Origin of the sequence: Nonomuraea sp. CA-141351, from assembly GCF_050944675.1 — a bacterium.
Lineage (GTDB): Bacteria > Actinomycetota > Actinomycetes > Streptosporangiales > Streptosporangiaceae > Nonomuraea.
In genome coordinates this window covers 12,493,964-12,518,706 of sequence record NZ_CP191982.1, presented here as the reverse complement: position 1 = coordinate 12,518,706, position 24,743 = coordinate 12,493,964, and the positions used below count along the sequence as shown (strand labels likewise).

Below are 24,743 nucleotides of genomic sequence, written 5' to 3'. Positions count from 1 at the left end.
GAGGGGAGTTCCCTACAGTTCTAGTCATTAGATCACTTACTGTCTAGGGCCCCTCTCACTCTCCGCCGGAACGGATTGTGGGATGCGGCGGTGGCCTTCGGTGCAACTCCACTATGGTGATGACTTCCTGAAATATCCGTAAATGTCCGTAATGGAGGTCAAATGCCGGTCACTCGCCGCGATCTGCTCAAGGTCGGTGCCGGAGTCGCCGCGACAGCTCTGGTGGGCACGGAGACGGCGGCTGCCGCCTCCGCCCAGGGGCGGTTCAACCTGGCGGCACCCGCCACCTCGCTGCTCTGGAAGAAGGCGCTGTACGACGAGACGGTGCTGCAGTCGTTCGCCTTCGACAACGTCAACGGGCACATCTACCTGGCCCAGCTGAAGAACGGCTCGGGGTCGGCGGCGGCCGGAGATCTCTGCGTGACCAAGCTGAGCCTGTCAGGGTCGGTGCTCGGCCACATGTACCTGCTGGGCTTCGGCCACGGCGTGCAGATCGGCGTCGAGCCGTCGGGCGGCTCCGCCTACCTGTGGACGGAGACCGACGCGGTGAGCGACGGCGCGGGGAACGCCTGGGGGAGGCGGCTGGCGAGGTTCAAGTTCGTCAACGGCCAGACGCTCAGGCCGTCGTCCTCGGCGCTCACCAAGTACACCTTGATCTCGGGCGCGACCAGCACCACGTGCGCGATCGACCCGTCCACCAACCGGCTGATCATGCGGTGCCGGGTCGGCGGTCAGGCGCGGTTCGTGGCGTACTCGCTGGCGGCGGTCAAGGCGGGCACGGCCAGGAAGCTGTACGACGTCGCGCAGCCGTCCGGCCTGGGCGTCTTCCAGGGCTACACGGCTTACGGCAACTACCTCTACCTGCTCGACGGCACCGCCTACGGCTCCTCCAATCCCGCGCCGGGCAACACGTACCTCACCTGCGTCGACCTGCGCACGGGCGCCAAGGTCCAGCGCTCGCTCAGCCAGGCGGGCAAGTCCCTGGACTACCGCGAGCCGGAGGGCCTGGCCATCCAGATCGTGTCGGGACGGCCCCGGCTGTGCCTCGGCCTCGCCTCAGGTGCCCCGGGGGCACGCAAGGCCAGCATCTTCTACAAGAACGCGCTCGTATGAACCGCCGCTGACGCTGATCCGCGAAAATGTGATGACCGCACCGTAAGGCGGCGGTTAACCTGCCGGGATGGGCCACGTCGAAGTAGGACATCTCACGTACGTGCTGCCCGACGGGCGGCCCCTGCTCAACGACGTGTCCTTCAGGATCGGTGAAGGCGTCAAGGCGGCGCTCGTCGGGCCCAACGGCGCCGGCAAGACCACGCTCATGCGGCTGATCGCCGGTGACATCCAGCCGGTCGACGGCAGCGTGGCCAGCTCCGGTGGGCTGGGCGTGATGCGGCAGTTCATCGGCAGCGTGCGCGACGGCAGCAGTGTGCGCGACCTGCTGCTCGGAGTCGCCCCGCCCGCCGTGCGCAAGGCGGCCGAGCGGCTCGACGAGGCCGAGCTGGCCATGATGGAGCGCGACGACGAGAAGACGCAGATGCGCTACGCGCAGGCGATCAGCGACTACACCGACGCGGGCGGCTACGACATCGAGGTGTTGTGGGACACCTGCACGGTGGCCGCGCTCGGCGTCGCGTACGAAAGAGTGAAATATCGGGACGTGGCCACGTTGTCCGGAGGCGAGCAGAAGCGGCTCGTCCTGGAGGCGCTGCTGCGCGGCCCCGACCAGACGCTGCTCCTGGACGAGCCCGACAACTACCTCGACGTCCCCGGCAAGGAGTGGCTGGAGCAGCAGCTCAGGGAGACGCCCAAAACGGTGCTGCTGGTCAGCCACGACCGCCAGCTCCTGGCGAACGCGGCCGACCGCATCGTGACCGTCGAGTCCGGCAACATCTGGATCCACGGCGGCGGGTTCGCCACGTACGTGGAGGCCCGCAAGGCCCGTAATGAGCGCCTCGACGAGCTGCGCAGGCGCTGGGACGAGGAGCATGCCAAGCTCAAGGCCCTGGTCAACATGCTCAAGAACAAAGCCAGGTACAACGACGGCATGGCCGCCCCCTACCACGCCGCCCAGACGCGGCTGCGCAAGTTCGTGGAGGCCGGGCCGCCCGAGGTGGCCCCGAACGACCAGAACATCAAGATGCGCCTCAGAGGCGGCCGCACGGGCAAGCGCGCGGTCATCTGCGAGGGTCTGGAGCTCACCGGGCTCATGCGCCCGTTCGACCTCGAGGTCTGGTACGGCGAACGCGTCGCGGTCCTCGGCTCCAACGGCTCGGGCAAGTCCCACTTCCTACGCCTGCTGGCCGACGGGCCGGTCGCCCACGACGGCGTCGCCAGGCTCGGCGCCCGCGTCGTCCCCGGCCACTTCGCCCAGACCCACGCCAGGCCCGACCTGCTCGGCCGCACCCCGGTCGAGATCGTCATGAGCGAGCACGCCAAGCTGAAGAACGAGGCCATGAAGACGCTGGCCCGCTACGAGCTGGCGGGGCACACCGCCGAGCAGCGGTTCGACTCGCTCTCGGGCGGGCAGCAGGCGCGGCTGCAGATCCTGCTGCTCGAGCTGTCCGGGGCCACGCTGCTGCTGCTCGACGAGCCGACCGACAACCTCGACCTGGCCAGCGCCGAGGCGTTGCAGGCGGGGCTGGACGCGTTCGACGGCACGGTCATGGCGGTCACCCACGACCGCTGGTTCGCCGCCGACTTCGACCGCTACCTGGTTTTCGGCTCCGACGGCGCGGTCTACGAGTCGCCGGACCCGGTCTGGGACGAGGCCAGGGTCGCCCGTCCCCGTTAAAGAGTTGGTACGCCTGGCGCGTGTCACCTGCCATCCGTGCCCATGCACGGGTTATCACGGCAAAGTGATCCCGCGTAGCCGAACCGTCAGCCTGCTCGCACTCGGGGCACTCGGGGCGATCTGCCTCGCCGGGTGCTCCAGCGAGAAACGGCCAGTACAAGAGCTCAAGCCCCTCGCTCTCAAGGAGCAGGTCTCGAATATCGTCAAATCCGCCGACGGGTACGCCGTCAGCTGGGCAGGCGTGCTCAGTAACGCCAACCCATGGCACTTCGGCGAACACGTGGTGGCCACGATCGTCGGGCAAGATGCCAAGGGCACCGAGGTGGTCAGGATGGACCAGCCGCTCGACGCCGTGCCGCCGGGCGGGTCGCTGGCCTTCACCGGCCAGGCCACGTCGTCGGAGAAGCCGGCGAAGGTGACGATCCAGTACCGTCCCGCGCGCTGGCGGCTGGCGGCCCGAATTCCCTCGGCATTCCAGAGCTTTCCCATCACCCGGAGCCAGACTTTGCGCCAGAAGGACGGCTCATACCTCATTACTGGATATGTCGGTAATCCATATCAAATGCCGGCCAGCAGCCTGGTCGTGAATGCGTTGCTACGTGACAAAGCGGGCAAACTCCTCGGTGGTGGCAGCACGTTCGTGGACGACGTGAAAGCGGGCAGTCCGCCGCGATTCATTCTCACCGTGTCGGGGCTGCCCGAGGGAGCCGTTGTGGCGACGACGGACATCGCGGCCAGGACCTGGGGGTCCACCGGCCGTCCCTACGAGGATCTGGCGCTCGCCGGTGCCGTGCCGGTCCACACGGTGAAGCCCGTGACCGAGCCGTTCGCGGTGGACCGGAGCACGCAGGTCGTCTCAGAACATAAGCAATAATTCTGCCCAAATTCAAAGGCGCTGCCATGCGGTAGGCTGAAACCGGTAGAACTACTAGTTACCAATCAATTACCTTCGGTCATATGAATGACCGCGTCCTGGTCGAAGCACTCCGCGCCCGTGACCCAGGCGCGCTTTCCGCGCTCTATGACACGTACGCGGAGAGCATCTACTGCTACTGCTGGTCCCTGCTGCGGAGCGCCGACAGCGCCCAGGTGGCGCTCCGCGACACGCTGATCGCCGCCGAGGCGCACGCGAGTGCGCTGGCCGACCCCGACCTGCTGCGCGCCTGGCTGTACGCGCTGGCCCGCGCGGAGTGCTTGCGCCGCAGGGCCGCCGCGCCGCCGGGCGCCGCCGAGGCACTGGCTGAGGCGCCGCCCCTGGACGACCCGGCCGACGCCGACCTGCGGATCATGGCCTGGAACGCCGTCCAGAGCCTGCCCGTAGCCGACCGCGAGGTCCTGGAGCTCGCGTACCGGCACTCGCTACCCCCGTCAGAGATGGCGCTGGTGCTCGGGACGCGGCAGTTGGAGCCGCTTCTGGAGGAGGCCCGCGAGCGCCTGCACGACGCGATCACCGCGGAGGTCCTCGCCAGGAAGGGCCCGTACGACTGCCCGCGGCGGGCCGCGATGCTGGCCGGGTTCTCCGGTGAGCTGACCCAGGAGATGCGCGAGCGCCTGGTCAGGCACCTGCCGCGGTGCGAGATCTGCGCGCCGCACCGCCACCGGGAGGTGTCGGCGGCCAAGGTCTTCGAGTTGCTGCCCACGGAGGCGCTGCCCGACTCGCTCCGCGTCCGGGTGATGAGCTGCTTCATCGACCCGGAGCTGCTGCCCTACCGCCGTTACGTCGCCAGGCGTACGGCGGCCCTCGGCGCCGCCGGATTTCCCGTCTCCGCGGAGAACGCCGCTCAGGGGTGGCCTAAGGCGGTGGCGGGCGCGCTGGCGGCGGTCGCGACCGTGGTGGCGATAGTGGTGATCTTCCAGCAGCTCGGCGGGGGGAGCGGCGGCGGGGTGTCCGGTGTGGCGACGGCCGCGTTTCCCGCGACGGGCCAGCCGCCCGGCATCCAGCTGCCCTGGCATTCCGAGTCAGGGAAGGTTCCGGTCACCGGGGAGCCCGTCCTGGACAGCAGATCCACTCAGCCGATCGTCGTGACCGGCGCTCCGATGCTCGTGCCGACCGTCATACCGGCCCACGACGCGGTTCGCTCGACGTCGGCCGGTGGTGCGCCTCCGTCCTCCGGGCAGCCCCGGCCCAATGAAGAGCCGCCTGCCTCGCACGTCCCGCCTCCGACGTACGTCACCCCTCCGACGCAGGCCCCGCCGACCGGCGCGCCGCCCGGGCACTCGCCGCCCGAGCACTCGCCGCCGTCCACACCCCGCACTCGCACTCCCTGCCCCACGCCGACCCGCACGCCCACCGAGACGCAGCCTCCTCCCACGACGCCGACCCCGACCGCGACGACGCCCACCCAGACGGCCACCCCCACCGAAGTGCCCTCGCCCACCCTGAGCGGCTGACCCCCCGACCCCTTGCACAGCGGTACTCCGCAACACACCGACGCGATCCCCCGGTCTTTTGTGGCGAGGACGAGCGTGCGCCGACTACGTTACGTAAGCGGCTCGGCGGGAAACGTGTGCATAGAGTAGCCGTGTGTTTCCAGGGGGACCAATGCGTGCATTTCGGGCGGGGCTGCTCGCGTGCTGCCTCATAGTCGCGCTGTGCCCGCCCGCCGAGGCCGACCCCGCCCCCTCCTCGCGGGAGGTGAAGCGGGCTCGCCAAGCCGCACGCGACCGTTCGAAAGAACTGGGGGCGGCCACGGCCGAGCTGGCCACGGCGCAGTCGCAGCTGGACGATCTGGCGGCCGAGGTGGAGCGGCTGGTCGAGGCGTACAACGGCGAGCTGGTCCGGCTCCGGCAGGCCGAGCAGTCGTACGGGCAGGCCCAGGCACGCCTGGCAGGGGCGGACACGGAGGTCGAGCGGGCCAGGCAGGATGTCGCGCTGCTGGCCGCGGAGAGCTACGGCGGGCTGAGCCCGATGGCGCCGATCATCGGCATGATCGTCGACCGGGGCGACAGGGACGGAGTCCTGCACAGGGCAGGGGTGCTCACGCAGCTCTGGGGCGAGCGGGCGGCGATACTCGGCAGGATGAGCGACGCCCAGGAGGTGGCCGCCATCCTGCGTACCGAGGCCGCGAACGCCTTCGCCGCCCAGCAGGCCGCCTCCGAGCGCGCCGAAGAGGCCAAGAGCGCCGCCGAGGAAGCCGTGGCCAGGCAGCGGCAGGACACGAGGGAGCTCAGAGCGCGTACGGCGGTCCTGCGCCACCAGGTGGACAAGGCGCGCAGCCACGCGCAACTGCTGGCCAGGCAGCGGGCCGCGTCGCGGTCAGGGCTGGTCGCGGGGGGCTCGGCCTTGGGCGACGTGGCGGCCAACTGGGCGCTGACCCAGCTCGGCAAGCCGTACGTGTGGGCGGCCGCCGGCCCGGACACCTACGACTGCTCGGGGCTGACGATGCGGGCCTGGGAGAAGGCGGGCAAACAGCTGGACCACTGGACGGGCACCCAGTGGACGTCGGGTGAGCACGTGCCGCTGGACCAGCTGAAACGAGGCGACCTGCTCTTCTTCGGCCATGTCAAAGACGATCCGAGCACCATCCACCACGTCGGGATCTACGTAGGCGACGGTCAGATGGTGCACGCCCCGCAGACCGGCGATGTCGTGCGGGTCGCCTCGATCTGGCGCGGGGACCTGGTGGGCGCCACCAGGCCCCGCTGAAGGGGACGGTCAGTGATGGCCCGAGTCCTTGGCCCGGCGGAAAGAGCGCTCGATCTCGGCCTCGGCCTCGATGCGGCCCACCCAGTTGGCGCCCTCGACGGACTTGCCCGGCTCCAGGTCCTTGTAGACCTCGAAGAAGTGCTGGATCTCCAGCCGGTCGAACTCCGACACGTGATGGATGTCCTGGATGTGATGCATCCGCGGGTCGGTCGAGGGGACACAGAGGACCTTGTCGTCGCCGCCCTTCTCGTCGGTCATCCTGAACATGCCCACCGCCCGGCACGTGATGTAGCAACCGGGGAACGTCGGCTCCTGCAGCAGCACCAGCGCGTCGAGCGGGTCGCCGTCCTCGCCGAGGGTGTGCTCGATGAAGCCGTAGTCGGCGGGATACTGCGTGGAGGTGAACAGGAGCCGGTCGAGCCTGATCTTCCCTGTCTCGTGGTCCACCTCGTACTTGTTCCGTTGCCCCTTCGGAATCTCAACGACGACGTCGAACTCCACCGCGGTCCTTTCTCATGGGCCGAACCCGCCTCACCAGGCAACGCCAGGTCAGGCATCGTCTCCCGCACTCAAGCCCCCGGGCACCCCCGGCTGGGCGTTAATGTCTCGTAGGCGAACACCAGGAGAGAGGGAAGGCGACGTGGCGCGGCACGACCGGTGGCTGATGCTGACCACTCTCGCCGTGCTCCAGGCCCTGACGATCGTCACCGGCATTTACGCGATGACCACCGGCTTCAGCCTGGGCGCGTTGACGAGGCAGTCTCCAGCCAAGCCGACGGCGTCCCCACCGGAAGAGTCTCCCCCCGTCCCCGTGGTCACCTCGGGGCCGGTGCTGGCCCAGCTTTCGGTGAAGTCAGGAGACGGACCTCTCCCGACCAAGGGTACTTTGACGCGGCAGCTCACCAACGCGCTGGGTGACGAAGCGCTCGGCGACCGGGTCGGCGCGGTGGTCCTCGACGCGGCCACCGGCGAGCGGATCTTCGCCTCCAACGCCGACACTCCGATCGTCCCGGCCTCGACCACGAAGATCGCCACCTGCTCCGCCGCCCTCGCGTCCCTGGGCCCGGACACCCGCCTGTCCACCAGGGTCGTCCAGGGGCCGAAACCGGGCACGGCCGTCCTGGTCGGAGGCGGTGACCCGCTGCTCGCCGGTCCGTCGGCGAAGCCTTCGTACCCGAGGCAGGCGAGCCTGGCCACGCTGGCGGCCCGCACCGCCGCGACCCTTAAATCGCAAAACCTTAGAAAAATCACCCTTTCGTACGACGCGTCGCTGTTCACCGGAACACCGATCGCCCCGGGATGGAAGCCGAACTACGTCCCGGACGGCGAGGTGGCGCCCGTCTACGCCCTGACCATCGACGAAGGCCGCCAGAACCCGCGTGTCAAACAGCCCCGCGTCTCCAACCCGCCCCAATACGCCGCCGCGGCCTTCGCCAAGCTGCTGGGCAAGCAGGGCATCGCGGTGTCGAGTTCCGTACGGCCCGGCAAGGCCCCGGCGGGCGCCCCGGAGCTGGGCCGGGTGGACTCCGCCCCGCTCTACTCCCTCGTCGAGCACACTCTCACTCACAGCGACAACGACCTCGCCGAGGCCCTGGCCAGGCACGTCGCCATCAAGGAGGGCCAGGAGGCGTCCTTCGATGGCGGCACCAAGGCCGTGATCGCGGTGCTCCAGCGGATCGGAGCCGGGCAGGGCATCTCGCTCTCGGACGGCAGCGGCCTGTCCACCCGCAACCGCATCAGCCCGAGCGCGCTCGCCAAGCTGATCGCCATGTCCGGCTCCGCGAGCCAGCCCAACCTGCACGCCATCGCCTCGGGCATGCCGATCGCCGGCTTCTCCGGCACGCTGGGCAACGGCCGGCGCTTCACGTCGAGCGACAGCAGGGACGAGGTCGGCCTGGTACGGGCCAAGACCGGGACGCTGAACAACGTCAACACGCTTGCGGGCATGGCGACGACGAAGGACGGGCGGCTGGTGACTTTCGCCTTCATGGCGGACGACGTACCGGTCACCGCCGAACCCGTCCTCGACCGCCTGGCCGCCATAGTCGCCCGCTCCTGAGAGCGATCCTCAGTCCAGACACCGGCGCTCCTTCGCGGGCTGATGGCGATCCTTCGGATCGCGGCTCAGTCGCTGGTGTCCGGTGTCTTCCCTCGTCGTTCGGTCGCTTCGCTCCCTCTCTCCTCAGTCCAGACACCGGCGCTCCTTCGCAGGACAGGCGTGGAGCACGTACGGTGGACGTTATGCAGGTGATCGACTGGGATCTGGCCGTCACGACCGGCACGCGCCTGGTGCGCCCCGGTCCTCAGGTGAGCCGGGAGGAGGCCAGGCAGGCCGTCACCGAGCTCCGTACCCTGTCACGTGAGGCCGAGGGCCACGTGCGCAGCTTCACCAAGATCCACACGGATACCGCGCCGCAGGCCGCGACCATCGTCGACCGGCCTGGCTGGATCAAGGCGAACGTCGAGGGCTTCCGCGTGGTGCTCGAGCCGCTGACGGAGCGCATGAGCAGCGGCTCCAACCAGCCGCCCGCCATCGTCACGGCCGTGGGCTCCCGCATCACGGGCGTGGAGGTGGGGGCCGTCCTCGCCTTCCTCGCCTCACGGGTCCTGGGGCAGTACGAGCTGTTCCTCCCGCCGGACCCCACGGGCCAGGAGCCCACGGGCCGCCTGACGCTCGTCGCCCCGAACATCGTCCACGCCGAACGTGAGATGGGCGTCGACCCGCACGACTTCCGCCTGTGGGTGTGCCTCCACGAGGAGACGCACCGGGTGCAGTTCACGGGCGTGACGTGGCTGCGCGAATACGTCCGGTCGCAGATGACCGAGTTCCTGCTCGCCTCCGACCTCGACCTGCCCACGCTGCTCGAACGCCTCCGCAACGCCGCTGACACGGTGGCCGACGTGGTGCGCGGCGGCGAGGGCAATCTCATCGACGCCATCCAGTCGCCTGGTCAGAAGGAGATCCTCGACCGGTTGACGGCCGTGATGACCCTGGTGGAGGGGCACGGCGACTATGTCATGGACGCGGTGGGCCCGTCCGTGGTGCCCTCGGTGGCCGACATCCGCGCCAAGTTCGCCCAGCGCCGTGAGGGCGGCTCCCGGCTCGACCGCACGGTGCGCCGGCTGCTGGGGATCGACCTCAAGATGAAGCAGTACGCGGAGGGGTCGGCATTCGTACGGACGGTGGTGGACCGGGCCGGGATGGATGGCTTCAACCGGATCTGGACCTCCCCGGAGACGCTTCCCACGACCCCGGAACTCGCGGACCCGGACGCCTGGATCAACCGCGTCATCGGCACCCCGGCCCTCCCGGCATAGGCTCCCTGACCACACCACCCCCCGCACTCGAGACGTCGCGTCGGCGGGGTGGGTGTGGGTGGCGTCGCGTCGGGCGGCGGCACGGGACAATGGCACCCGTGGGCCCACATCCAGCCGTAGCCGACGTGCGCAGGGCAGTGCGTGAGGCGCTGGCCGACGTCCAGAAGGGCGCGCTGGTCCTGGTGGCGTGCAGCGGCGGAGCCGACTCACTCGCGCTGGCGGCGGCGCTGGGGTTCGTGGCCACCCGGATGGGGCTACGCGCCGGGCTGCTCACCGTGGATCACCAGCTCCAGCCGGGCTCGGCCGAGCGGGCGAGGACGGTCGCGGACATCGGGGAAACGCAGCTGGACCTCCATCCCGCCGAGGTCCTCACCGTGACGGTGGGCACCGAGGGCGGGCCCGAGGCCGCGGCGCGGGAGGCGCGTTACGCGGCGCTGGCGGAGGCGGCCGACAGGCACCAGGCGCAGGTGGTCCTGCTCGGCCACACCAGGGACGACCAGGCGGAGACGGTGCTCCTGGGACTGGCCAGGGGAAGCGGCGTCAGGTCGCTGTCCGGGATGGCGGCCCGCAGCGGCCGCTACCGGAGACCGTTCCTCGACATCCCCAGGGCCACCACCGTCAAGGCCTGTCAGGCCATGGGCCTCGTGCCCTGGGACGACCCGCACAATGAGGATCCCCGCTACACCAGGGTTCGCGTCAGAAGCAGGGTCATCCCCGTCCTCGAGGCGGAGCTCGGCCCGGGAGTGGCCGAGGCGCTCGCCAGGACTGCCAGGATCGCTCGTGAGGACGCCGACGCCCTCGATCAATGGGCGGAATCGGCGTTCCAGAATTGCGCTCTTAGCGATATTCCGGGATCGGTGACGCTAGCCGTACCGGAGCTGGAAAAGCTCCCAGACGCCATAAGGCGGAGGGTGCTGCGGCGAGCGGCCATCGCGGCCGGGGCGCCTTCAGGAGCCCTCTCCGCCACTCACGTCCTAGCCGTGGATCGGCTGGTCACGCGCTGGCACGGGCAGAAGGCCGTGGACCTGCCGGGGGGTCTGTCCGCCGTGCGGCGGTATGGCACCCTGATAGTCGCCATCAGTCCCATCGCATAAGGAACCACAGGTGGACGCTGCCGACATGGGCAATGACCTGGAAAAGGTCCTCATTCCCGAGGACGAGCTCCAGGCGAAGATCAAAGAGCTTGCCGGGCGGATCGACGAGGACTACGCGGGTAAAGAGTTGCTGCTCGTGGGGGTGTTGAAGGGCGCCGTCATGGTGATGGCCGACCTGGCCAGGGCCCTGCACGTGCCCGTGCAGATGGACTGGATGGCGGTGTCGTCGTACGGCGCGGGCACCAAGTCGTCCGGCGTCGTGCGCGTGCTGAAAGATCTCGACACCGACATCATGGGCCGCCACGTGCTGATCGTCGAGGACATCATCGACTCGGGCCTGACCCTGCACTGGCTGCTCGAAAACCTGAAGTCGCGCAATCCGGCGTCGCTGGAGATCTGCACCGCGCTGCGGAAACCCGACGCGGTGAAGGTGCCCATGGATGTGAAATACGTGGGCTACGACATTCCCAGCGAGTTCGTCATCGGTTACGGGCTGGACTACGCCGAGCGATACCGGAATCTGCCGTTCATCGGCACTCTGGCCCCACATGTTTACAAGTAGCAATCTGGAACAGGGCCGGGAACACCGCACAACGTGACGTACGTTGATAGGGCAAGACCGGTGTAGCGGGCGGGTCCCCCCGTGCGCGTTGCCGGTGTACCTTCAGACTCTTGGAGGGTGACCGCGTGTCGCCTTCGGGTAGTCAGAAGTCGCGGTGTCGGATGCCGCGGCCCCGGGCCAGCCCGGGGTTCCAGGACATGGTCAGGAAGGGACGGGCCCGCAAGGGGTTCCGCATCGGATGGATCTCAAGCGATTTACACGTGGGCCACTGCTGTGGATCCTGGGCATCGTCGTGCTGCTCCTCCTCGTCACCCAGCTTTGGAGTGGCGGTGGCAATTACAAGCAGGCCGACACGTCCTTGGTTCTCCAGCAGATTCGCACCGGAAACGTCAGCAACGCCAGGATTGTCGACAAGGACAACCGGATCGAGGCGACGCTGGTCAACCCCGTCGTGGTCAAGCCAGGTGACGCCCCGACGAAGCTGATCCAGTCGAACTGGGTCACCGGTTACGGCAGCAAGCTGACCGACGAGCTCCAGGCTCAGTACGAGGCCGGCAAGACCAAGAGCTTCACCACCGAGGTGCCGCAGGAAAACTTCCTGGTCAGCATCCTGGTGAGCTTCCTGCCGATCGTCATCATCGTGCTGATCTTCCTGTTCATCATGAACCAGATGCAGGGCGGCGGCTCGCGAGTGATGAACTTCGGCAAGTCGAAGGCCAAGCTCATCACCAAAGACACCCCCAAGACCACGTTCGCCGACGTCGCGGGGGCCGACGAGGCCATCGAGGAGCTCCAGGAGATCAAGGAGTTCCTGCAGGCCCCGGCCAAGTTCCAGGCGATCGGCGCCAAGATCCCCAAGGGCGTGCTGCTCTACGGCCCGCCCGGCACCGGTAAGACCCTGCTGGCCCGCGCCGTGGCCGGTGAGGCGGGCGTGCCGTTCTACTCGATCTCCGGTTCCGACTTCGTCGAGATGTTCGTCGGTGTCGGTGCCTCCCGTGTGCGCGACCTGTTCGAGCAGGCGAAGGCCAACGCCCCGGCGATCATCTTCATCGACGAGATCGACGCTGTCGGCCGCCACCGCGGCGCCGGCCTGGGCGGCGGTCACGACGAGCGCGAGCAGACGCTCAACCAGCTGCTCGTCGAGATGGACGGCTTCGACGTCAAGGGCGGCGTGATCCTCATCGCCGCGACCAACCGGCCCGACATCCTCGACCCGGCGCTGCTGCGCCCGGGCCGATTCGACCGGCAGGTCACCGTCGACCGCCCCGACCTCGAGGGCCGCAAGGGCATCCTCAAGGTCCACGGCCGCGGCAAGCCGTTCGCGCCCAACGTCGACCTCGACGTCATCGCGCGCCGCACCCCCGGGTTCACCGGCGCCGACCTGGCCAACGTGATCAACGAGGCCGCCCTGCTCACCGCGCGGGCCGACCAGAAGCTGATCACGATGGACGTCCTCGAGGAGTCGATCGACCGCGTCATGGCAGGGCCCGAGCGCAAGTCGCGGGTCATGTCTGACAAGGAAAAGAAGATGATCGCCTACCACGAGGGCGGTCACGCGCTGGTGGCGCACGCGCTGCCGAACTCCGACCCGGTCCACAAGATCACGATCCTGTCCCGGGGCCGCGCGCTCGGCTACACGATGACGCTGCCGATGGAGGACAAGTTCCTGGCCACCAGGTCCGAGATGATGGACCAGCTCGCGATGCTGCTCGGCGGCCGCGCAGCGGAGGAGCTCGTCTTCCACGAGCCCACCACCGGGGCCTCCAACGACATCGAGAAGGCCACGGCCGTCGCCCGCCGCATGGTGACCGAATACGGCATGAGCGAGCAGCTCGGCGCCCGTAAGTTCGGCACCGGGCAGGCCGAGGTGTTCCTGGGCCGCGAGATGGGCCACGAGCGCGACTACTCCGAGAAGATCGCCTCCACGATCGACGAGGAGGTCCGCCGGATGATCGAGACGGCGCACGACCAGGCGTGGGACATTCTGGTCGAATACCGCGACGTCCTCGACAACCTGGTGCTCGAGCTCATGGAGAAGGAGACGCTCTCCCGTGAGCAGGTGCTCCAGATCTTCGCCGCCGTGGTGGTCAAGGAGCACCGCCCGTCCTACGCGGGCTACGGCAAGCGGCTCCCCTCGGACCGCCCGCCGATCCTGACCCCCAAGGAGCAGTCGGCCAACGGTTCGCTCACCGGGGGCCACCAGGACGCCCTCCCGTCCGGAGACAGTGCGTGACTCCACACGACGTCGACCTGGGCCGTATCGAGAAGGCCGTACGCGAGATCCTCTACGCGATCGGCGAGGACCCCGACCGTGACGGTCTTCTCGATACGCCCTCAAGGGTCGCCCGTGCCATGGCCGAGCAGTATTCAGGGCTCGGCCAGACGCCCGAAGACGTGCTGACGAAGGTCTTCGACGTCGACCATGACGAGATGGTGCTCGTCAGGGACATCGAGGTCTACAGCACGTGTGAGCACCATCTGGTCCCGTTCCACGGCCTGGCGCACGTGGGCTACATCCCCAACGAGCGCGGTCAGGTGACCGGCCTGTCCAAGCTGGCCCGCCTGGTCGACGTGTTCGCCCGTCGCCCCCAGGTCCAGGAGCGCATGACGTCCCAGATCGCCGACGCCCTCATGCGGGTCCTGGAGCCGCGCGGAGTCATCGTGGTCGTCGAGGCCGAGCATCTGTGCATGACGATGCGGGGCGTACGCAAGCCGGGCGCCAAGACCGTCACCTCGGCCGTCCGCGGCGACTTCCGCACCAGTGACAAGACCCGATCCGAGGCGATGGCGCTGATCCTGGGTCGCTGATGACCGAACGGGGTACCCACGATGTCAACATGTGTGGGGAAGCGCCTAGGCTTGGCCCATGACTAGCGTGCCCATCAACGTGCCGGGAGGTGCGGATCGGTGCCTCGTCATGGGTGTGGTCAATGTGACCCCCGATTCGTTCTCCGACGGCGGCCAGTGGTTCGACGAGAGGGCCGCCATCCAGCACGGCCTTGACCTGGTCGAGGAGGGGGCTGATCTTGTCGACGTGGGCGGCGAGTCCACCCGCCCCGGCGCGGCCAGGGTGTCGCTGGAGGAAGAGCTGACCAGGGTCGTGCCGGTGATCGAGGCGCTCGACGCCGAGGGAGTGGCCGTCAGCGTCGACACGATGCGGGCAGAGGTGGCCAGGGCCGCGGTGGAGGCAGGCGCGCGGCTCGTCAACGACGTGAGCGGTGGTCTCGCCGACCCTGAGATGCCGCGCGTGGTGGCCGAGACCGGCGTCCAGTATGTGGTGATGCACTGGCGCGGCCACAGCCATGACATGGACAGCCGCGCCGTCTACGCCGACGTGGTCACCGAGGTCCGCGAGGAGCTGAGCAAGCGGGTCGACCTGGTCCTGGCGGAGGGCGTCGCGGAGGAGCAGATCGTGCTCGACCCCGGCCTCGGCTTCGCCAAGAACGCCCAGCACAACTGGGCACTGCTGGCCGGGATCCCGAGCCTGGCCGAGCTGGGCTATCCGCTGCTCATCGGGGCCTCGCGCAAGCGTTTCCTCGGGCGGCTGCTGGCCGATCCAGACGGCACGCCCCGGCCGTTCAGCCGCAGCGACGACGCCACGCTGGCCGTGACCGCGCTGGCCGCGCACGCGGGCGCCTGGTGCGTACGCGTCCACCACGTGGCCCCCAACGCCGATGCCGTGCGCGTGGCCGCCGCATGGAAGAGAGCCGGAGCAGGCACATGAGCGTCGACACCGCCGCCATCGAGACGGTCAACCAGGAGTTCTACGCCGCGATCGAGAGCGGCGACCTCGACAAGATGACGGAGATCTGGGCCGAGGACTCGGGCGACGACCAGGTGAGCTGCGTTCACCCGGGCTGGACCCTGCTCAGCGGCCGGTCCGAGGTGCTGAGGTCGTGGGCCCTGATCATGGCCAACACCACCTACATCCAGTTCGTGCTGACCGACGTCAACACGAACGTGCTGGGCGACGTGGCCGTGCTGACCTGCGTCGAGAACATCCTCACCGCCGGCGACGAGGGCGAGGCCAGCTTCGCCGCGGGCAAGGTGGTGGCCAGCAACGTCTACATCCGCACCTCGCAGGGGTGGCGGCTGTGGATGCACCACGGCTCGCCGGTGCTCCAGGGGGACGACGACGAGGAGGAGGAAGGCGAGCTTGACCGCTGATCGCATCGCTCTCAAGGGCCTGCGGGCCAGAGGGAGGCACGGCGTGCTCGCTGCCGAGCGGGAGCTCGGGCAGGAGTTCGTGATCGACGCGACGCTGTTCCTCGACACCGCGCCGGCGGCGGCCGGCGACGATCTCACCAGGACCGTCCACTACGGAGAGCTGGCCGAGGCGCTGGTCAAGGTCGTGGAGGGCGAGCCGGTCGCGTTGATCGAGACGCTCGCGCAACGGCTGGCCGACGTGTGCCTGGCCGACGCGCTGGTGAGCAAGGTCGAGGTGAGTGTGCACAAACCGGCGGCGCCCATCCCGCTGCCGTTCGACGACGTGGTCGTGACCATTGAGCGGAGCCGCGTATGAAAGTCGTCCTGGCTCTGGGCAGCAACCTGGGGCCCCGGTTCCAGACGTTGCAGGGCGCCGTGGACACCTTGTTCGACGCCCCGGGGCTGGAGTTCGTCAGGGCTTCCCCCGTCTACGAGACCGATCCCGTCGGCGGTCCTCCCGGGCAGAAGCCGTACCTCAACGCGATCGTGATCGCCGAGACCACGCTGGCGCCGCGCACGCTGCTGGAACGGGCACAGGGCGTGGAGAACGCCTTCGGCCGGGTGCGCGCCGAGCGCTGGGGGCCGCGTACGCTCGATGTCGACCTGATCGTGGTGGGTGACACCGTCTGCGACGAGCCGGAGCTGACGCTGCCGCATCCCCTCGCTCACGAGCGCGCGTTCGTGCTCGTGCCCTGGGTGAAGGCCGACCCCGACGGCGTGCTGCCCGGGCGCGGCCGGGTGGCGGAGCTGGTGGAGGGCGTCGACCAGCAAGGGGTACGCCTGCGCGAGGACCTGAGTCTGCAGAGGCCGGATTGAAGCCCACCCACCCTGGCCACCTGGTCGGCATCGTCATCGTCGTCGCGCTGATCGCGTGGGGGGTGGTCAGACCGGTCTACTCCGATTTGCCCCTCATGCCGTGGACCGCGATCCCCACCGTGCTGCTGCTGGCCATCGGCGAGGGCTTCAGCGCGTGGACGACCAAGGCGAGGATCGCCAGGAAACCGGGCACCAAGCCCGTGGAACCCCTGTCGGTGGCCAGGCTGGCCGCGCTGGCGAAGGCCTCGGCGTACGCGGGGGCGGTGTTCGGGGGGTTGTTCGCCGGATTCGCTCTCTACACGGTGCAGATCTTCGACAGGGAGACGCCGCGATCGGAGTTCTTCGTCGCGACGGGGTCGTTCCTGGCCTGCGTGGCGCTGATCTGCGCCGCCCTCTACCTGGAGCACGCCTGCCGCATCCCGAAGGACTCGGACGAGCAGAAGCCGGACTAGGACAGATCCTCGACGGCCGGCCGCGTGCTCGCGCGCAGCCGGTCGTTCCATGTCTCGCGCTGCAACAGGCGCAGCGCCCGGCGGATCACGTCGCTCGGCCGCTCGCCTTCGCGCAGAGCGTTACGGATGATCCGCTCGTCTTCGGGGTTGGCCCGGAACTCGATGTCAACCATGGTCAGAGCCTATTGACCGGCCGATTCCCCCGCCCTGCTTTTGGGCGACCTCAGCTCTGCGGCGGCCGAACAGGTATATGACCGGGGTGGTGCAGATCAGCGGTCCTATGATCGCGATCGGGCGCTCCAGCCACCACTTCAGGTCAGGCGGGATCTCAGTGCCCAGGCTGCCGAAAAGCCACCACGACAGCCCCAGCGCGATGGCCATCCCGGTCGTGTGGAAGAGGAAGAGCGGCAGCGCGTAGCGATTGATGAAGCCGTTCACCCGCCGCCAGCCGGGCCGCTCCAGCACGCGCTCCATCGACGGCCGCAGCACCTCCACCAGCCCGATCTGGAACAGCAGCAGGGCGACGATCACGAACGTGGGCGGCGCCATGTTCGACCACTTGTCGCCCGGCACACCCACCATCGAGCCAGGGTAGATGCCGGAGTAGACCAGGCCGAACAGGGCGAACAGCCCCGTCCAGAGCACCGCGACGTCGTAGCGCCTGGGCAGGATGACGATGCGGTCGTAGAAGAAGCCGGCCTGGTGGGCGAGCCCCCAGATGAGGATCATGTTGAGCCAGCCGACCCAGTCGACCCCGTACCGGAAGCGCACCACGTCCACCACCAGCGACGCGCCGCCGAGCCAGATCAGCGCCAGCACGTCGTAGCGGCGGTGCAGCCAGAGGGCCACCGGCAGCAGCGCGATCAGCACGAGGTAGACGCCGAGGAACCACAGCGGGCTGAGCACCAGCAGCACGACCCGCCACATCCAGTCCACGTGGAACGTGAACGTCACGATCGCTCCGATGGCGATCCACACCCCGGACAGGAACAGGGCGGGTAAAGCCAGCGCGCGGATGCGCCGCCAGACGAACGAGCCGATGCCGGTGCCGCGGGCCTGGGCCCGCTCCCAGGACAGCAGGTGCACGTGGCCGCCGACGTAGAAGAACAGCGGCAGCACCTGCAGCAGCCAGGTCAGGATCCACAGCCCGGAGGTGAAGCCCAGCGGGCTGGTGGGCTCGGGGCCGTCCGGCTTCCACTGCAGGATGGTGAACGCCCAGTGCCAGACCACGACGACGCACAGGCTCAGGGCGCGGAGCCAGTCAACGTACTTGTCTCGCTCGGCCTTCACTTGTCGATGTCACCCACGACGAAGAACATCGAGCCGAGGATGGCCACCATGTCGGCGACCAGGTGGCCGGGCAACATCTCGCGCAGCACCTGGATGTTGCTGTACGAGGCCGAGCGCAGCTTGAGCCGCCACGGGGTCTTGTCTCCCTTGGAGACCAGGTAGTAGCCGTTGATGCCGAGGGGATTCTCGGTCCACGCGTACGTGTGCCCCTCGGGCACCTTGAGCACCTTCGGCAGGCGCTGGTTGATCGGCCCGGGCGGCAGCGAGCGCAGGTGCTCGACGCAGGCGTCGGCCAGGTCGAGCGAGACCTTGAGCTGGTCGAACAGCACCTCGAACCGGGACCGGCAGTCGCCCGCGTGCCGCGTGACGACCTTCACGGGCAGCTCGCGGTAGGCGAGGTACGGGTCGTCGCGGCGCAGGTCGAAGTCGACCCCGGAGGCCCTGGCGATGGGGCCACTGACGCCGTACTGCATGATCTGCTCGCGGGAGAGCACGCCGACGCCCTTGGTGCGGGCGATGAAGATGTCGTTGTGCAGGATGAGGTCCTCGATGTCGGGCACCCGGCGGCGGGTCTCCGCGACCGCCTCCGACACCCGGTCGAGCCAGCCGAGCGGCAGGTCCTCCTTGAGGCCTCCGACCCGGTTGAACATGTAGTGCATGCGTCCGCCGGAGATCTCCTCCATGACCGCCTGGATGCGCTCGCGCTCGTTGAAGGAGTAGAACAGCGGCGTGATCGCGCCCAGCTCCAGGGGATAGGAGCCGAGGAACATCAGGTGGTTGAGCACCCGGTTGAGCTCGGCCAGCAGCGTTCGCGCCCACACGGCCCTGACCGGGGGCTCCATGCCGAGCAGGCGCTCGGCGGCGATCACCACGCCCAGCTCGTTGGCGAAGCCCGACAGCCAGTCATGCCTGTTGGCCAGCATGATGATCTGACGGTAGTCGCGGACCTCGAACAGCTTCTCCGCGCCTCTGTGCATGTAGCCGATGATCGGCTCGGCGGCGGTGATGCGCTCGCCGTCGAGCGTCAGCCGGAGCCTGAGCACCCCGTGGGTCGACGGGTGCTGCGGGCCGATGTTGAGGATCATGTCCTCGGTGGCCAGCTCTTTCGCGCCCGCACCGATTCCGACCACACGTTCCGTCATATGGCCATGCTGCCACCGCACCGGTGGGTGATCCAGCCGGGGGGATGGTCAAGGAATCGTATGGAAACGCATCCCTAAGCCGGACATGGGGAGAAAGACCGGGAATGGGGGGAGAAAACACCATGAAGAGAGCTGTGTTCGATGTCGCGGCCCTGATCGCGCGAGTGGCGATCGGCGTCATCTTCCTGGCTCACGGTTTGCAGAAGTGGTCGAGCGGTCTCCCAGCCGTGGGGCAGGCATTCAGGGGGGTCGGGATCCCGATGCCCGAGCTCACCTCGGCGTACGCGACCGTCGTGGAGACCGTCGGCGGCCTCTTCCTGATCCTCGGCCTGCTGGTGCGGCTGGTGGGGCTCCTGTTGCTGCTCGACATGCTGGGCGCGATCGCGTTCATGCACGCCGGCCACGGTGTGCTCGCCATCACCGGTGGCTGGGAACTGCCCGGCGCGCTCGGGGCGCTGGGCCTGCTGTTCCTGGCGCTCGGCGGTGGGCGGATCGGGCTCGACGGCCTGTTCGGCGCGATGTTCCGCCGGCGCGGGGAGCGCCGGGCCGCCGAGGAGGAGCTCGCCGCGTACGCTCCGGGCGCGCGCCCTCCGGAGCCGTCGAACGTCACGACCATGACCGGCGGGCCCACGACGCCCATGGCGTCCAAGGAACCGGCGGAGGCGCCACGCGTGCCCAGGCAGCCCAGCGAGCGCCGGGCAGGCATGATCAACGACGACGACATGAGAGACATCGACGCCCTGGTCTCCGACGAGCCGCCGCCGCACCGCAAGCCGCCGAACAGGGAATGAGGCTCAGCGGGTGACGAGATCCCGCAGCGCCCCGATCAGCCGGTCGACGTGCTCCTCCGTGGTGCCGATGCCGATCGAGGCGCGCACCGCGGAGGCGGTGCCGTCCTCGCAGCCCCCATCGGTCTCGTTGAGCAGGTGCCGGACGAACGGGTGCGCGCAGAACTTCCCGTCGCGCACCCCGATGCCGTACTCGCTGGAGAGCACCTCGGCCACCTCGCGGGCCGAGTAGCCGTCCACCGTGAACGACACGATGCCGACGCGCGGGTGATCACCGCCCCAGAGTGACAGCTCACGCACGCCCTCGATCGAGGCCAGCCCGGAGCGCAGCCGGGCGATCAGCCGCTCCTCCTCCCGCACCACCGCGGTCCAGCCGGTGGCCGTGAGCGCGTCGCAGGCCGCGGCCAGCGCGATGGCGCCCAGCACGTTGGGGGTGCCCGCCTCGTGCCGCGGCTCGGGGTCGTCGTGCCACTCGGTCTCGTCCCCGACGGAACGCACCGCGCCACCGCCCTTGAGGTACGGCTCACCATCCGAGAGCCAGTCCCGGCGCCCGACCAGCACCCCGGCGCCGAACGGCGCGTACAGCTTGTGCCCGGAGAAGGCCACGTAGTCCAGATCGAGCGCGGTCAGGTTGAGCCGCCGGTGCGGTACGAGCTGGGCGGCGTCCACCAGGATGCGGGCCCCGTGCCGGTGCGCGATGTGGGCCAGGGCGGCGATGGGCCAGAGCTCGCCGGTGACGTTCGAGGCGGCGGTGACCACGAGCAGCTTGGGCCCGTCGATCGCGGCCAGCGCCTCGTCGGCGGCGCGGACGGCCTCGCCGGGGAAGGCGGGCGGCGCCAGTCGTACGGACTTCTTCCAGGGGAGGAGCGAGGCGTGGTGCTCGGTGTCGAAGACCACGGTGGTCGTGCCGGCGGGCAGGCAGCCGGCCAGGAGGTTCGTGGCGTCGGTGGTGTTGCGGGTGAAGATCACGGCGTCGTCCGGGCGGGCGCCGACGAACGCCCTGACCGTGTGGCGGGCCTGCTCGTAGCGGGCGGTGGTCAGCTGGGAGGCATAGCCCGCGCCCCGGTGGACGCTGGAGTAGGCCGGGAGCGCGGCGGTGACGGCGGCGCTGACCGGCTCGAGACAGGGCGCGCTGGCGGCGTAGTCGAGGTTGGCGTAGCCGACGAGCCTTCCGCCCTTGACGGGCACCTCGAGATCGGCCCCGAGTACGGCGGGAATCGGCCTGCTCGTGACGGCGGGAGCCGCCTCAACGGCCTGGGCGGGGACAGAGCTGAAGATCGTCAGCGTGGACACGGCACATCTCCCTCAGGGTCTTCGGACCCCTGGAAGCAGCCACGGAGCCCGCGCTTGCCCGCCACACCTCGTGACGGACCAGGTCTTCACCCGGGGCACCCCGCCGCGGACGCGAGGGTTGCCGGCCAGCAAGCCGGGGCTTAGTGCTGGCACTCATGACCTACGACGGGAACTATAACCGAAACCCCACCTTCGATCGCAAGTCGGCGAACTTCTGCGCCGTGTGGCTCGTTGCTACCGGAAACCCCGCTCACGTGTCATGGAGGTGCGCAGATGTTGGACTGGGTGACCGACCCGCAGATCTGGATCGGCTTCTTCACCCTTGTCGCCCTGGAGATCGTCCTGGGGATCGACAACATCATTTTCATCTCCATCCTGGCCGGGAAACTACCCCCTGAACAGCGCGACAGAGCCCGCGTGCTGGGCCTGGGCGCGGCCCTGGTCAGCCGCCTGCTCCTGCTGCTCGCCCTGTCGTGGGTGGTGCGGCTCACTGAGCCGCTGTTCGCCGTCTTCGGCCACGACATATCGGGACGTGACCTGATCCTGCTGCTCGGCGGCCTGTTCCTGCTGGGCAAGAGCGTCACCGAGATCGGCCACAGCATGGACGCCCCCGCGGGCGGGGACGGCAAGAAGGCGGCCGTCACCTCCTTCACCTCGGTGATCCTGCAGATCATGGTGCTGGACGTCGTGTTCTCGCTCGACTCCGTCATCACCGCCGTCGGCATGGTGGACCAGCTCGGCGTGATGATCGCGGCGGTCGTGGTGGCGGTGCTGGTGATGCTGTTCGCCTCGGGGCCGATCAGCAGGTTCGTGGACCGGCACCCCAGCATCAAGATGCTGGCGCTGTCGTTCCTGGTGCTGATCGGCGTGGTGCTCATCGCCGAAGGCTTCGGCCAGCACATCCCCAAGGGCTACATCTACTTCGCGATGGCGTTCTCGCTCGTCGTCGAGCTGCTGAACATCCGGATGCGCAGCAAGCGCGCCGACCGGAAGCAGGATGGTTCCGCTCCTACTATGAAATAGTGCGCTTTGACCCTTGGGATCCGGATTTCGTGGCCCACCCGTACCGCGTGTACGACGAGCTGAGGCGCGAGTCGCCCGTCAGCTACTTCGAGCCGACGAACCAGTGGCTGATCTCGCGCCACGCCGACGTGAACGCCCTGCTCAGGGACCGCCGCCTGGGCAGGTCCTACCTGCACGTGGCCACCCACGAGGAGTTCGGCAAGCCGCCTGAGCCGGAGTTCCACGAGCCGTTCTGGCGGGTGATCAGGGCGGGCATGCTCGACGTGGAGCCGCCGGTGCACACCAGGCTGCGCCGGCTGGTATCCAAGGCGTTCACGCCGCGCATGGTCGAGTCCCTGCGGCCCCGCGTGCGCGCCGTCGCCGAGGGACTGGTGGACGCGTTCGTGGAAAAGGGCGGCGGCGACCTGATCGCCGAGGTGGCCGAGCCGCTCCCGGTGACGGTGATCGCCGAGATGCTCGGCATCCCCGAGCAGGACCGCCACCTGCTGCGCCCCTGGTCGGCGGACATCTGCGGCATGTACGAGCTCAACCCGGCACCCGACGCCCAGCACGCGGCCGTACGCGCGGCGTCGGACTTCGCCGGCTACCTCAAGACCCTCGCCGCGGAGCGCCGCCGGACCCCGGGTGACGACCTGATCAGCGCGCTGGCGCAGATCGACGAGCTGACCGAGGACGAACTGGTCGGCACGTGCGTGCTGCTGCTCAACGCCAGCCACGAGGCCACCGTGAACGTGACGGGCAACGGCTGGTGGGCCCTGTTCAGGAACCCCTCCGAACTCGCACGGCTGCGCGAGGACCGCTCGCTGCTGCCCACGGCCGTCGAGGAGCTGATGCGCTGGGACACGCCGCTGCAGATGTTCGAGCGCTGGGTGCTGGAGGACATCGAGGTGCACGGCGTGGGGATCCCGCGCGGGGCGGAGGTGGCGTTGCTGTTCGGGTCGGCCAACCGCGACCCGGCGGTTTTCGACGAGCCGGACCGGCTCGACGTGGGCCGCGCGGACAATCCGCACATCTCCTTCGGGGCCGGCATCCACTTCTGCCTCGGGGCACCGCTGGCCCGCATCGAGCTCATGGAGTCGTTCGGCGCCCTGTTGGCCCGGGCGGGCAAGCTGGAGCTGCGGCAGGAGCCCGCCTGGAAACCCGGCTACATCATGCGAGGGCTGCAGTCCCTGGAGATCAGCGCCGCTGGCTGAGCCAGCCGAAGCCGCCAAGGCCTCTCGGATCGATCAGCTCGCCCTCCTCCGAGGCTCTGGCCAGGGCGCGGATGTAGGCTCGCGGATCGGCGTGGGCCAGGTCGATGGGCGGCCGGGTCCCGGTGATCCCCAACGCCCTCAGCACGTCACGCTGTGTGGACAAGGTTGTGGATATCGCGCCGGCCCGGCGCCCTGCCTCCGCGCACGCGTCGAGCGCCACGTGAGCCGTGATATCGCAGGTCCCGTCGGGGATGGGGGCGACGACCGAGCCGTCGCGGTAACCGGTCAACGTGCCACAGAGCGGCCGGTTATCCACAGCATGTGCATAATCAATGGCAATCGCCAGGCCGTGGTTGAGGCGTGCCAGGACAGAGGCCCATGCCTCATCGCGGGGGCGGCCGATCTCCGCGCGCGCGCCCACGCGGGGCAGCGGCCACCACCGGTCGAGCCAGGCGCGGTCGGCGGGCCGCAGCGGGCCGCCGAGGCGCTCCTCGCCCGTGTGGACGTTCACCGTGATGAGGCGCGGTCCGTCGGCGGTCTGCTCCGCCACGTCGAGCGGCACGTTGTCGAGCCACTCGTTGGCGATGGCCAGGCCGGTGATGCCGGTGGGCAGGCTCCGCCGCCAGGCGATGCGCTCGGGCAGGCCCTCGGGCCTGGGGGAGAGGTCGACGGCCGTGACGCGGAGCCGGTCGCGCAGCGCGGGCTTTGCGGCGGCGAGCACCTGGGCGACCAGCGTGCCTTCGCCCGCGCCGATGTCGACCAGGTCGAGCACGTCAGGGCCGCAGAGCTCGGCGTCCACCTCCGCCAACAGCGCCAGCACCGCGTCGGCGAACGCCGCCGAGGCGCTGACCGAAGTGCGGAAGTGGCCCGAAGGGCGTTCGCGGAGGTAGAAGCCCTCCTCGCCGTACAGCGCACGCTCTGTCGCGGCGCGCCAGGTGAGCCACATGCCTGGACTATCTCATGGCTTCCGCCTGACACGCATCGTTATCAAACGACTACTCATTGTCGCCGACTTGCGGTAGCTTTACCCTTTGTCATCGAGTGATCGCGTTCCGCCAACCCTCAATCGGCCGAGCCGATCGCTCCCGAGCAAGCATCCAGCGGCCCAGGTCGCGCAACCGAGAGGAAC

Annotated in this window: 25 protein-coding genes and 1 riboswitch; of the genes, 19 read left to right on the top strand and 6 right to left on the bottom strand. The window is 69.0% G+C overall.

The features are described from left to right. The first annotated feature begins 162 nt into the window (after positions 1-162). From ACQPWU_RS58860 to ACQPWU_RS58840, 5 genes are all read left to right on the top strand, one after another. Positions 163-1,113, top strand: a complete 951-nt coding sequence (locus ACQPWU_RS58860; protein WP_433435768.1) for a teichoic acid biosynthesis protein C — start codon at positions 163-165, stop codon at positions 1,111-1,113. Between the two features lie 67 nt (positions 1,114-1,180). Beyond that, a complete protein-coding gene (locus tag ACQPWU_RS58855) occupies positions 1,181-2,791 on the top strand; it encodes an ABC-F family ATP-binding cassette domain-containing protein (RefSeq protein ID WP_433435767.1) in 1,611 nt (536 codons plus the stop codon). A gap of 64 nt (positions 2,792-2,855) precedes the next feature. Beyond that, complete coding sequence (locus ACQPWU_RS58850) at positions 2,856-3,665, top strand: hypothetical protein (RefSeq protein ID WP_433435766.1); 810 nt, start codon at positions 2,856-2,858, stop codon at positions 3,663-3,665. A gap of 83 nt (positions 3,666-3,748) precedes the next feature. After that, positions 3,749-5,182 carry a hypothetical protein gene (locus ACQPWU_RS58845; protein ID WP_433435765.1) on the top strand — a complete coding sequence of 478 codons (1,434 nt, stop codon included), beginning with the start codon at positions 3,749-3,751 and terminating at the stop codon, positions 5,180-5,182. A gap of 151 nt (positions 5,183-5,333) precedes the next feature. Beyond that, on the top strand, positions 5,334-6,437 hold the full coding sequence (locus ACQPWU_RS58840; protein WP_433435764.1) for an NlpC/P60 family protein: 1,104 nt from the start codon (positions 5,334-5,336) through the stop codon (positions 6,435-6,437). A 9-nt stretch (positions 6,438-6,446) separates the two neighbouring features. On the opposite strand, the gene ACQPWU_RS58835 is transcribed toward ACQPWU_RS58840, so the two are convergent. Further along, entirely contained in the window at positions 6,447-6,938 is a 492-nt protein-coding gene (locus ACQPWU_RS58835) for an inorganic diphosphatase (RefSeq protein WP_360683008.1), read from the bottom strand. A gap of 139 nt (positions 6,939-7,077) precedes the next feature. On the opposite strand from ACQPWU_RS58835, the gene dacB reads away from it, so the two are divergent. The 11 genes from dacB to ACQPWU_RS58780 all read left to right on the top strand — a co-directional run bounded on the left by dacB (position 7,078) and on the right by ACQPWU_RS58780 (position 16,885). Continuing rightward, entirely contained in the window at positions 7,078-8,496 is a 1,419-nt protein-coding gene (gene dacB / locus ACQPWU_RS58830; protein WP_433435763.1) for a D-alanyl-D-alanine carboxypeptidase/D-alanyl-D-alanine endopeptidase, read from the top strand. Positions 8,497-8,678: 182 nt separating this feature from the next. Then, positions 8,679-9,755, top strand: a complete 1,077-nt coding sequence (locus ACQPWU_RS58825; protein WP_433445564.1) for a zinc-dependent metalloprotease — start codon at positions 8,679-8,681, stop codon at positions 9,753-9,755. Positions 9,756-9,844: 89 nt separating this feature from the next. Then, positions 9,845-10,849, top strand: coding sequence for a tRNA lysidine(34) synthetase TilS (gene tilS / locus ACQPWU_RS58820; protein WP_433435762.1), 1,005 nt, complete (start codon positions 9,845-9,847; stop codon positions 10,847-10,849). A gap of 10 nt (positions 10,850-10,859) precedes the next feature. Continuing rightward, positions 10,860-11,411, top strand: a complete 552-nt coding sequence (hpt, locus tag ACQPWU_RS58815) for a hypoxanthine phosphoribosyltransferase (protein ID WP_433435761.1) — start codon at positions 10,860-10,862, stop codon at positions 11,409-11,411. Positions 11,412-11,649: 238 nt separating this feature from the next. Further along, the gene (ftsH, locus tag ACQPWU_RS58810) at positions 11,650-13,644 is read left to right on the top strand and encodes an ATP-dependent zinc metalloprotease FtsH (RefSeq protein WP_433435760.1); all 1,995 of its coding nucleotides are present in this window, start codon (positions 11,650-11,652) and stop codon (positions 13,642-13,644) included. After that, entirely contained in the window at positions 13,641-14,219 is a 579-nt protein-coding gene (folE, locus tag ACQPWU_RS58805; RefSeq protein WP_433435759.1) for a GTP cyclohydrolase I FolE, read from the top strand. Before ftsH ends, folE begins: the two co-directional genes overlap by 4 nt. Before the next feature lie 109 nt (positions 14,220-14,328). After that, positions 14,329-15,135 carry a dihydropteroate synthase gene (gene folP, locus ACQPWU_RS58800; protein WP_433445562.1) on the top strand — a complete coding sequence of 269 codons (807 nt, stop codon included), beginning with the start codon at positions 14,329-14,331 and terminating at the stop codon, positions 15,133-15,135. Then, entirely contained in the window at positions 15,132-15,578 is a 447-nt protein-coding gene (locus ACQPWU_RS58795) for a nuclear transport factor 2 family protein (RefSeq protein ID WP_360682996.1), read from the top strand. Before folP ends, ACQPWU_RS58795 begins: the two co-directional genes overlap by 4 nt. Beyond that, positions 15,568-15,933, top strand: coding sequence for a dihydroneopterin aldolase (gene folB, locus ACQPWU_RS58790; protein ID WP_433435758.1), 366 nt, complete (start codon positions 15,568-15,570; stop codon positions 15,931-15,933). Before ACQPWU_RS58795 ends, folB begins: the two co-directional genes overlap by 11 nt. Continuing rightward, on the top strand, positions 15,930-16,433 hold the full coding sequence (gene folK / locus ACQPWU_RS58785) for a 2-amino-4-hydroxy-6-hydroxymethyldihydropteridine diphosphokinase (protein WP_433435757.1): 504 nt from the start codon (positions 15,930-15,932) through the stop codon (positions 16,431-16,433). The genes folB and folK overlap by 4 nt, the downstream gene beginning before the upstream one ends. Then, on the top strand, positions 16,430-16,885 hold the full coding sequence (locus ACQPWU_RS58780; protein WP_433435756.1) for a DUF3180 domain-containing protein: 456 nt from the start codon (positions 16,430-16,432) through the stop codon (positions 16,883-16,885). The genes folK and ACQPWU_RS58780 overlap by 4 nt, the downstream gene beginning before the upstream one ends. On the opposite strand, the gene ACQPWU_RS58775 is transcribed toward ACQPWU_RS58780, so the two are convergent. The 3 genes from ACQPWU_RS58775 to ACQPWU_RS58765 are packed head-to-tail and all read right to left on the bottom strand — an operon-like array spanning position 16,882 to position 19,317. Then, positions 16,882-17,058, bottom strand: a complete 177-nt coding sequence (locus tag ACQPWU_RS58775) for a hypothetical protein (protein WP_433435755.1) — start codon at positions 17,056-17,058, stop codon at positions 16,882-16,884. The genes ACQPWU_RS58780 and ACQPWU_RS58775 overlap by 4 nt on opposite strands. Further along, positions 17,051-18,175 (bottom strand): acyltransferase family protein, encoded by a 1,125-nt coding sequence (locus ACQPWU_RS58770; RefSeq protein WP_433435754.1) that lies wholly within the window; start codon positions 18,173-18,175, stop codon positions 17,051-17,053. The genes ACQPWU_RS58775 and ACQPWU_RS58770 overlap by 8 nt, the downstream gene beginning before the upstream one ends. Next, positions 18,172-19,317, bottom strand: coding sequence for an NADH-quinone oxidoreductase subunit D (locus ACQPWU_RS58765; RefSeq protein WP_433435753.1), 1,146 nt, complete (start codon positions 19,315-19,317; stop codon positions 18,172-18,174). The genes ACQPWU_RS58770 and ACQPWU_RS58765 overlap by 4 nt, the downstream gene beginning before the upstream one ends. A 122-nt stretch (positions 19,318-19,439) precedes the next feature. Between ACQPWU_RS58765 and ACQPWU_RS58760 the strand changes: the two genes are divergently transcribed. After that, positions 19,440-20,108, top strand: coding sequence for a DoxX family protein (locus ACQPWU_RS58760; RefSeq protein WP_433435752.1), 669 nt, complete (start codon positions 19,440-19,442; stop codon positions 20,106-20,108). Positions 20,109-20,111: 3 nt separating this feature from the next. On the opposite strand, the gene ACQPWU_RS58755 is transcribed toward ACQPWU_RS58760, so the two are convergent. Then, on the bottom strand, positions 20,112-21,398 hold the full coding sequence (locus tag ACQPWU_RS58755; protein ID WP_433435751.1) for an aminotransferase class V-fold PLP-dependent enzyme: 1,287 nt from the start codon (positions 21,396-21,398) through the stop codon (positions 20,112-20,114). 45 nt (positions 21,399-21,443) lie between these two features. After that, positions 21,444-21,559, bottom strand: a riboswitch (SAM riboswitch). A gap of 112 nt (positions 21,560-21,671) precedes the next feature. On the opposite strand from ACQPWU_RS58755, the gene ACQPWU_RS58750 reads away from it, so the two are divergent. Together ACQPWU_RS58750 and ACQPWU_RS58745 are read left to right on the top strand one after the other, a co-directional pair. Further along, the gene (locus ACQPWU_RS58750; RefSeq protein ID WP_433435750.1) at positions 21,672-22,421 is read left to right on the top strand and encodes a TerC family protein; all 750 of its coding nucleotides are present in this window, start codon (positions 21,672-21,674) and stop codon (positions 22,419-22,421) included. Next, on the top strand, positions 22,421-23,614 hold the full coding sequence (locus tag ACQPWU_RS58745) for a cytochrome P450 (RefSeq protein WP_433435749.1): 1,194 nt from the start codon (positions 22,421-22,423) through the stop codon (positions 23,612-23,614). The genes ACQPWU_RS58750 and ACQPWU_RS58745 overlap by 1 nt, the downstream gene beginning before the upstream one ends. Here the strand turns inward: ACQPWU_RS58745 and ACQPWU_RS58740 are convergent. Beyond that, entirely contained in the window at positions 23,598-24,560 is a 963-nt protein-coding gene (locus tag ACQPWU_RS58740) for an SAM-dependent methyltransferase (protein WP_433435748.1), read from the bottom strand. The genes ACQPWU_RS58745 and ACQPWU_RS58740 overlap by 17 nt on opposite strands. Positions 24,561-24,743 lie beyond the last annotated feature (183 nt).

Excerpts from the sequence above, each read along its gene's own strand:
- ACQPWU_RS58860 (WP_433435768.1), top strand. The coding sequence starts at position 163 with ATGCCGGTCACTCGCCGCGATCTGCTCAAGGTCGGTGCCGGAGTCGCC.
- ACQPWU_RS58855 (WP_433435767.1), top strand. The coding sequence starts at position 1,181 with ATGGGCCACGTCGAAGTAGGACATCTCACGTACGTGCTGCCCGACGGG.
- ACQPWU_RS58845 (WP_433435765.1), top strand. The coding sequence starts at position 3,749 with ATGAATGACCGCGTCCTGGTCGAAGCACTCCGCGCCCGTGACCCAGGC.
- ACQPWU_RS58840 (WP_433435764.1), top strand. The coding sequence starts at position 5,334 with ATGCGTGCATTTCGGGCGGGGCTGCTCGCGTGCTGCCTCATAGTCGCG.
- ACQPWU_RS58825 (WP_433445564.1), top strand. The coding sequence starts at position 8,679 with ATGCAGGTGATCGACTGGGATCTGGCCGTCACGACCGGCACGCGCCTG.
- tilS (WP_433435762.1), top strand. The coding sequence starts at position 9,845 with ATGGCACCCGTGGGCCCACATCCAGCCGTAGCCGACGTGCGCAGGGCA.
- ftsH (WP_433435760.1), top strand. The coding sequence starts at position 11,650 with ATGGATCTCAAGCGATTTACACGTGGGCCACTGCTGTGGATCCTGGGC.
- folP (WP_433445562.1), top strand. The coding sequence starts at position 14,329 with ATGGGTGTGGTCAATGTGACCCCCGATTCGTTCTCCGACGGCGGCCAG.
- ACQPWU_RS58795 (WP_360682996.1), top strand. The coding sequence starts at position 15,132 with ATGAGCGTCGACACCGCCGCCATCGAGACGGTCAACCAGGAGTTCTAC.
- folK (WP_433435757.1), top strand. The coding sequence starts at position 15,930 with ATGAAAGTCGTCCTGGCTCTGGGCAGCAACCTGGGGCCCCGGTTCCAG.
- ACQPWU_RS58775 (WP_433435755.1), bottom strand. The coding sequence starts at position 17,058 with ATGGTTGACATCGAGTTCCGGGCCAACCCCGAAGACGAGCGGATCATC.
- ACQPWU_RS58765 (WP_433435753.1), bottom strand. The coding sequence starts at position 19,317 with ATGACGGAACGTGTGGTCGGAATCGGTGCGGGCGCGAAAGAGCTGGCC.
- ACQPWU_RS58760 (WP_433435752.1), top strand. The coding sequence starts at position 19,440 with ATGAAGAGAGCTGTGTTCGATGTCGCGGCCCTGATCGCGCGAGTGGCG.
- ACQPWU_RS58750 (WP_433435750.1), top strand. The coding sequence starts at position 21,672 with ATGTTGGACTGGGTGACCGACCCGCAGATCTGGATCGGCTTCTTCACC.
- ACQPWU_RS58740 (WP_433435748.1), bottom strand. The coding sequence starts at position 24,560 with ATGTGGCTCACCTGGCGCGCCGCGACAGAGCGTGCGCTGTACGGCGAG.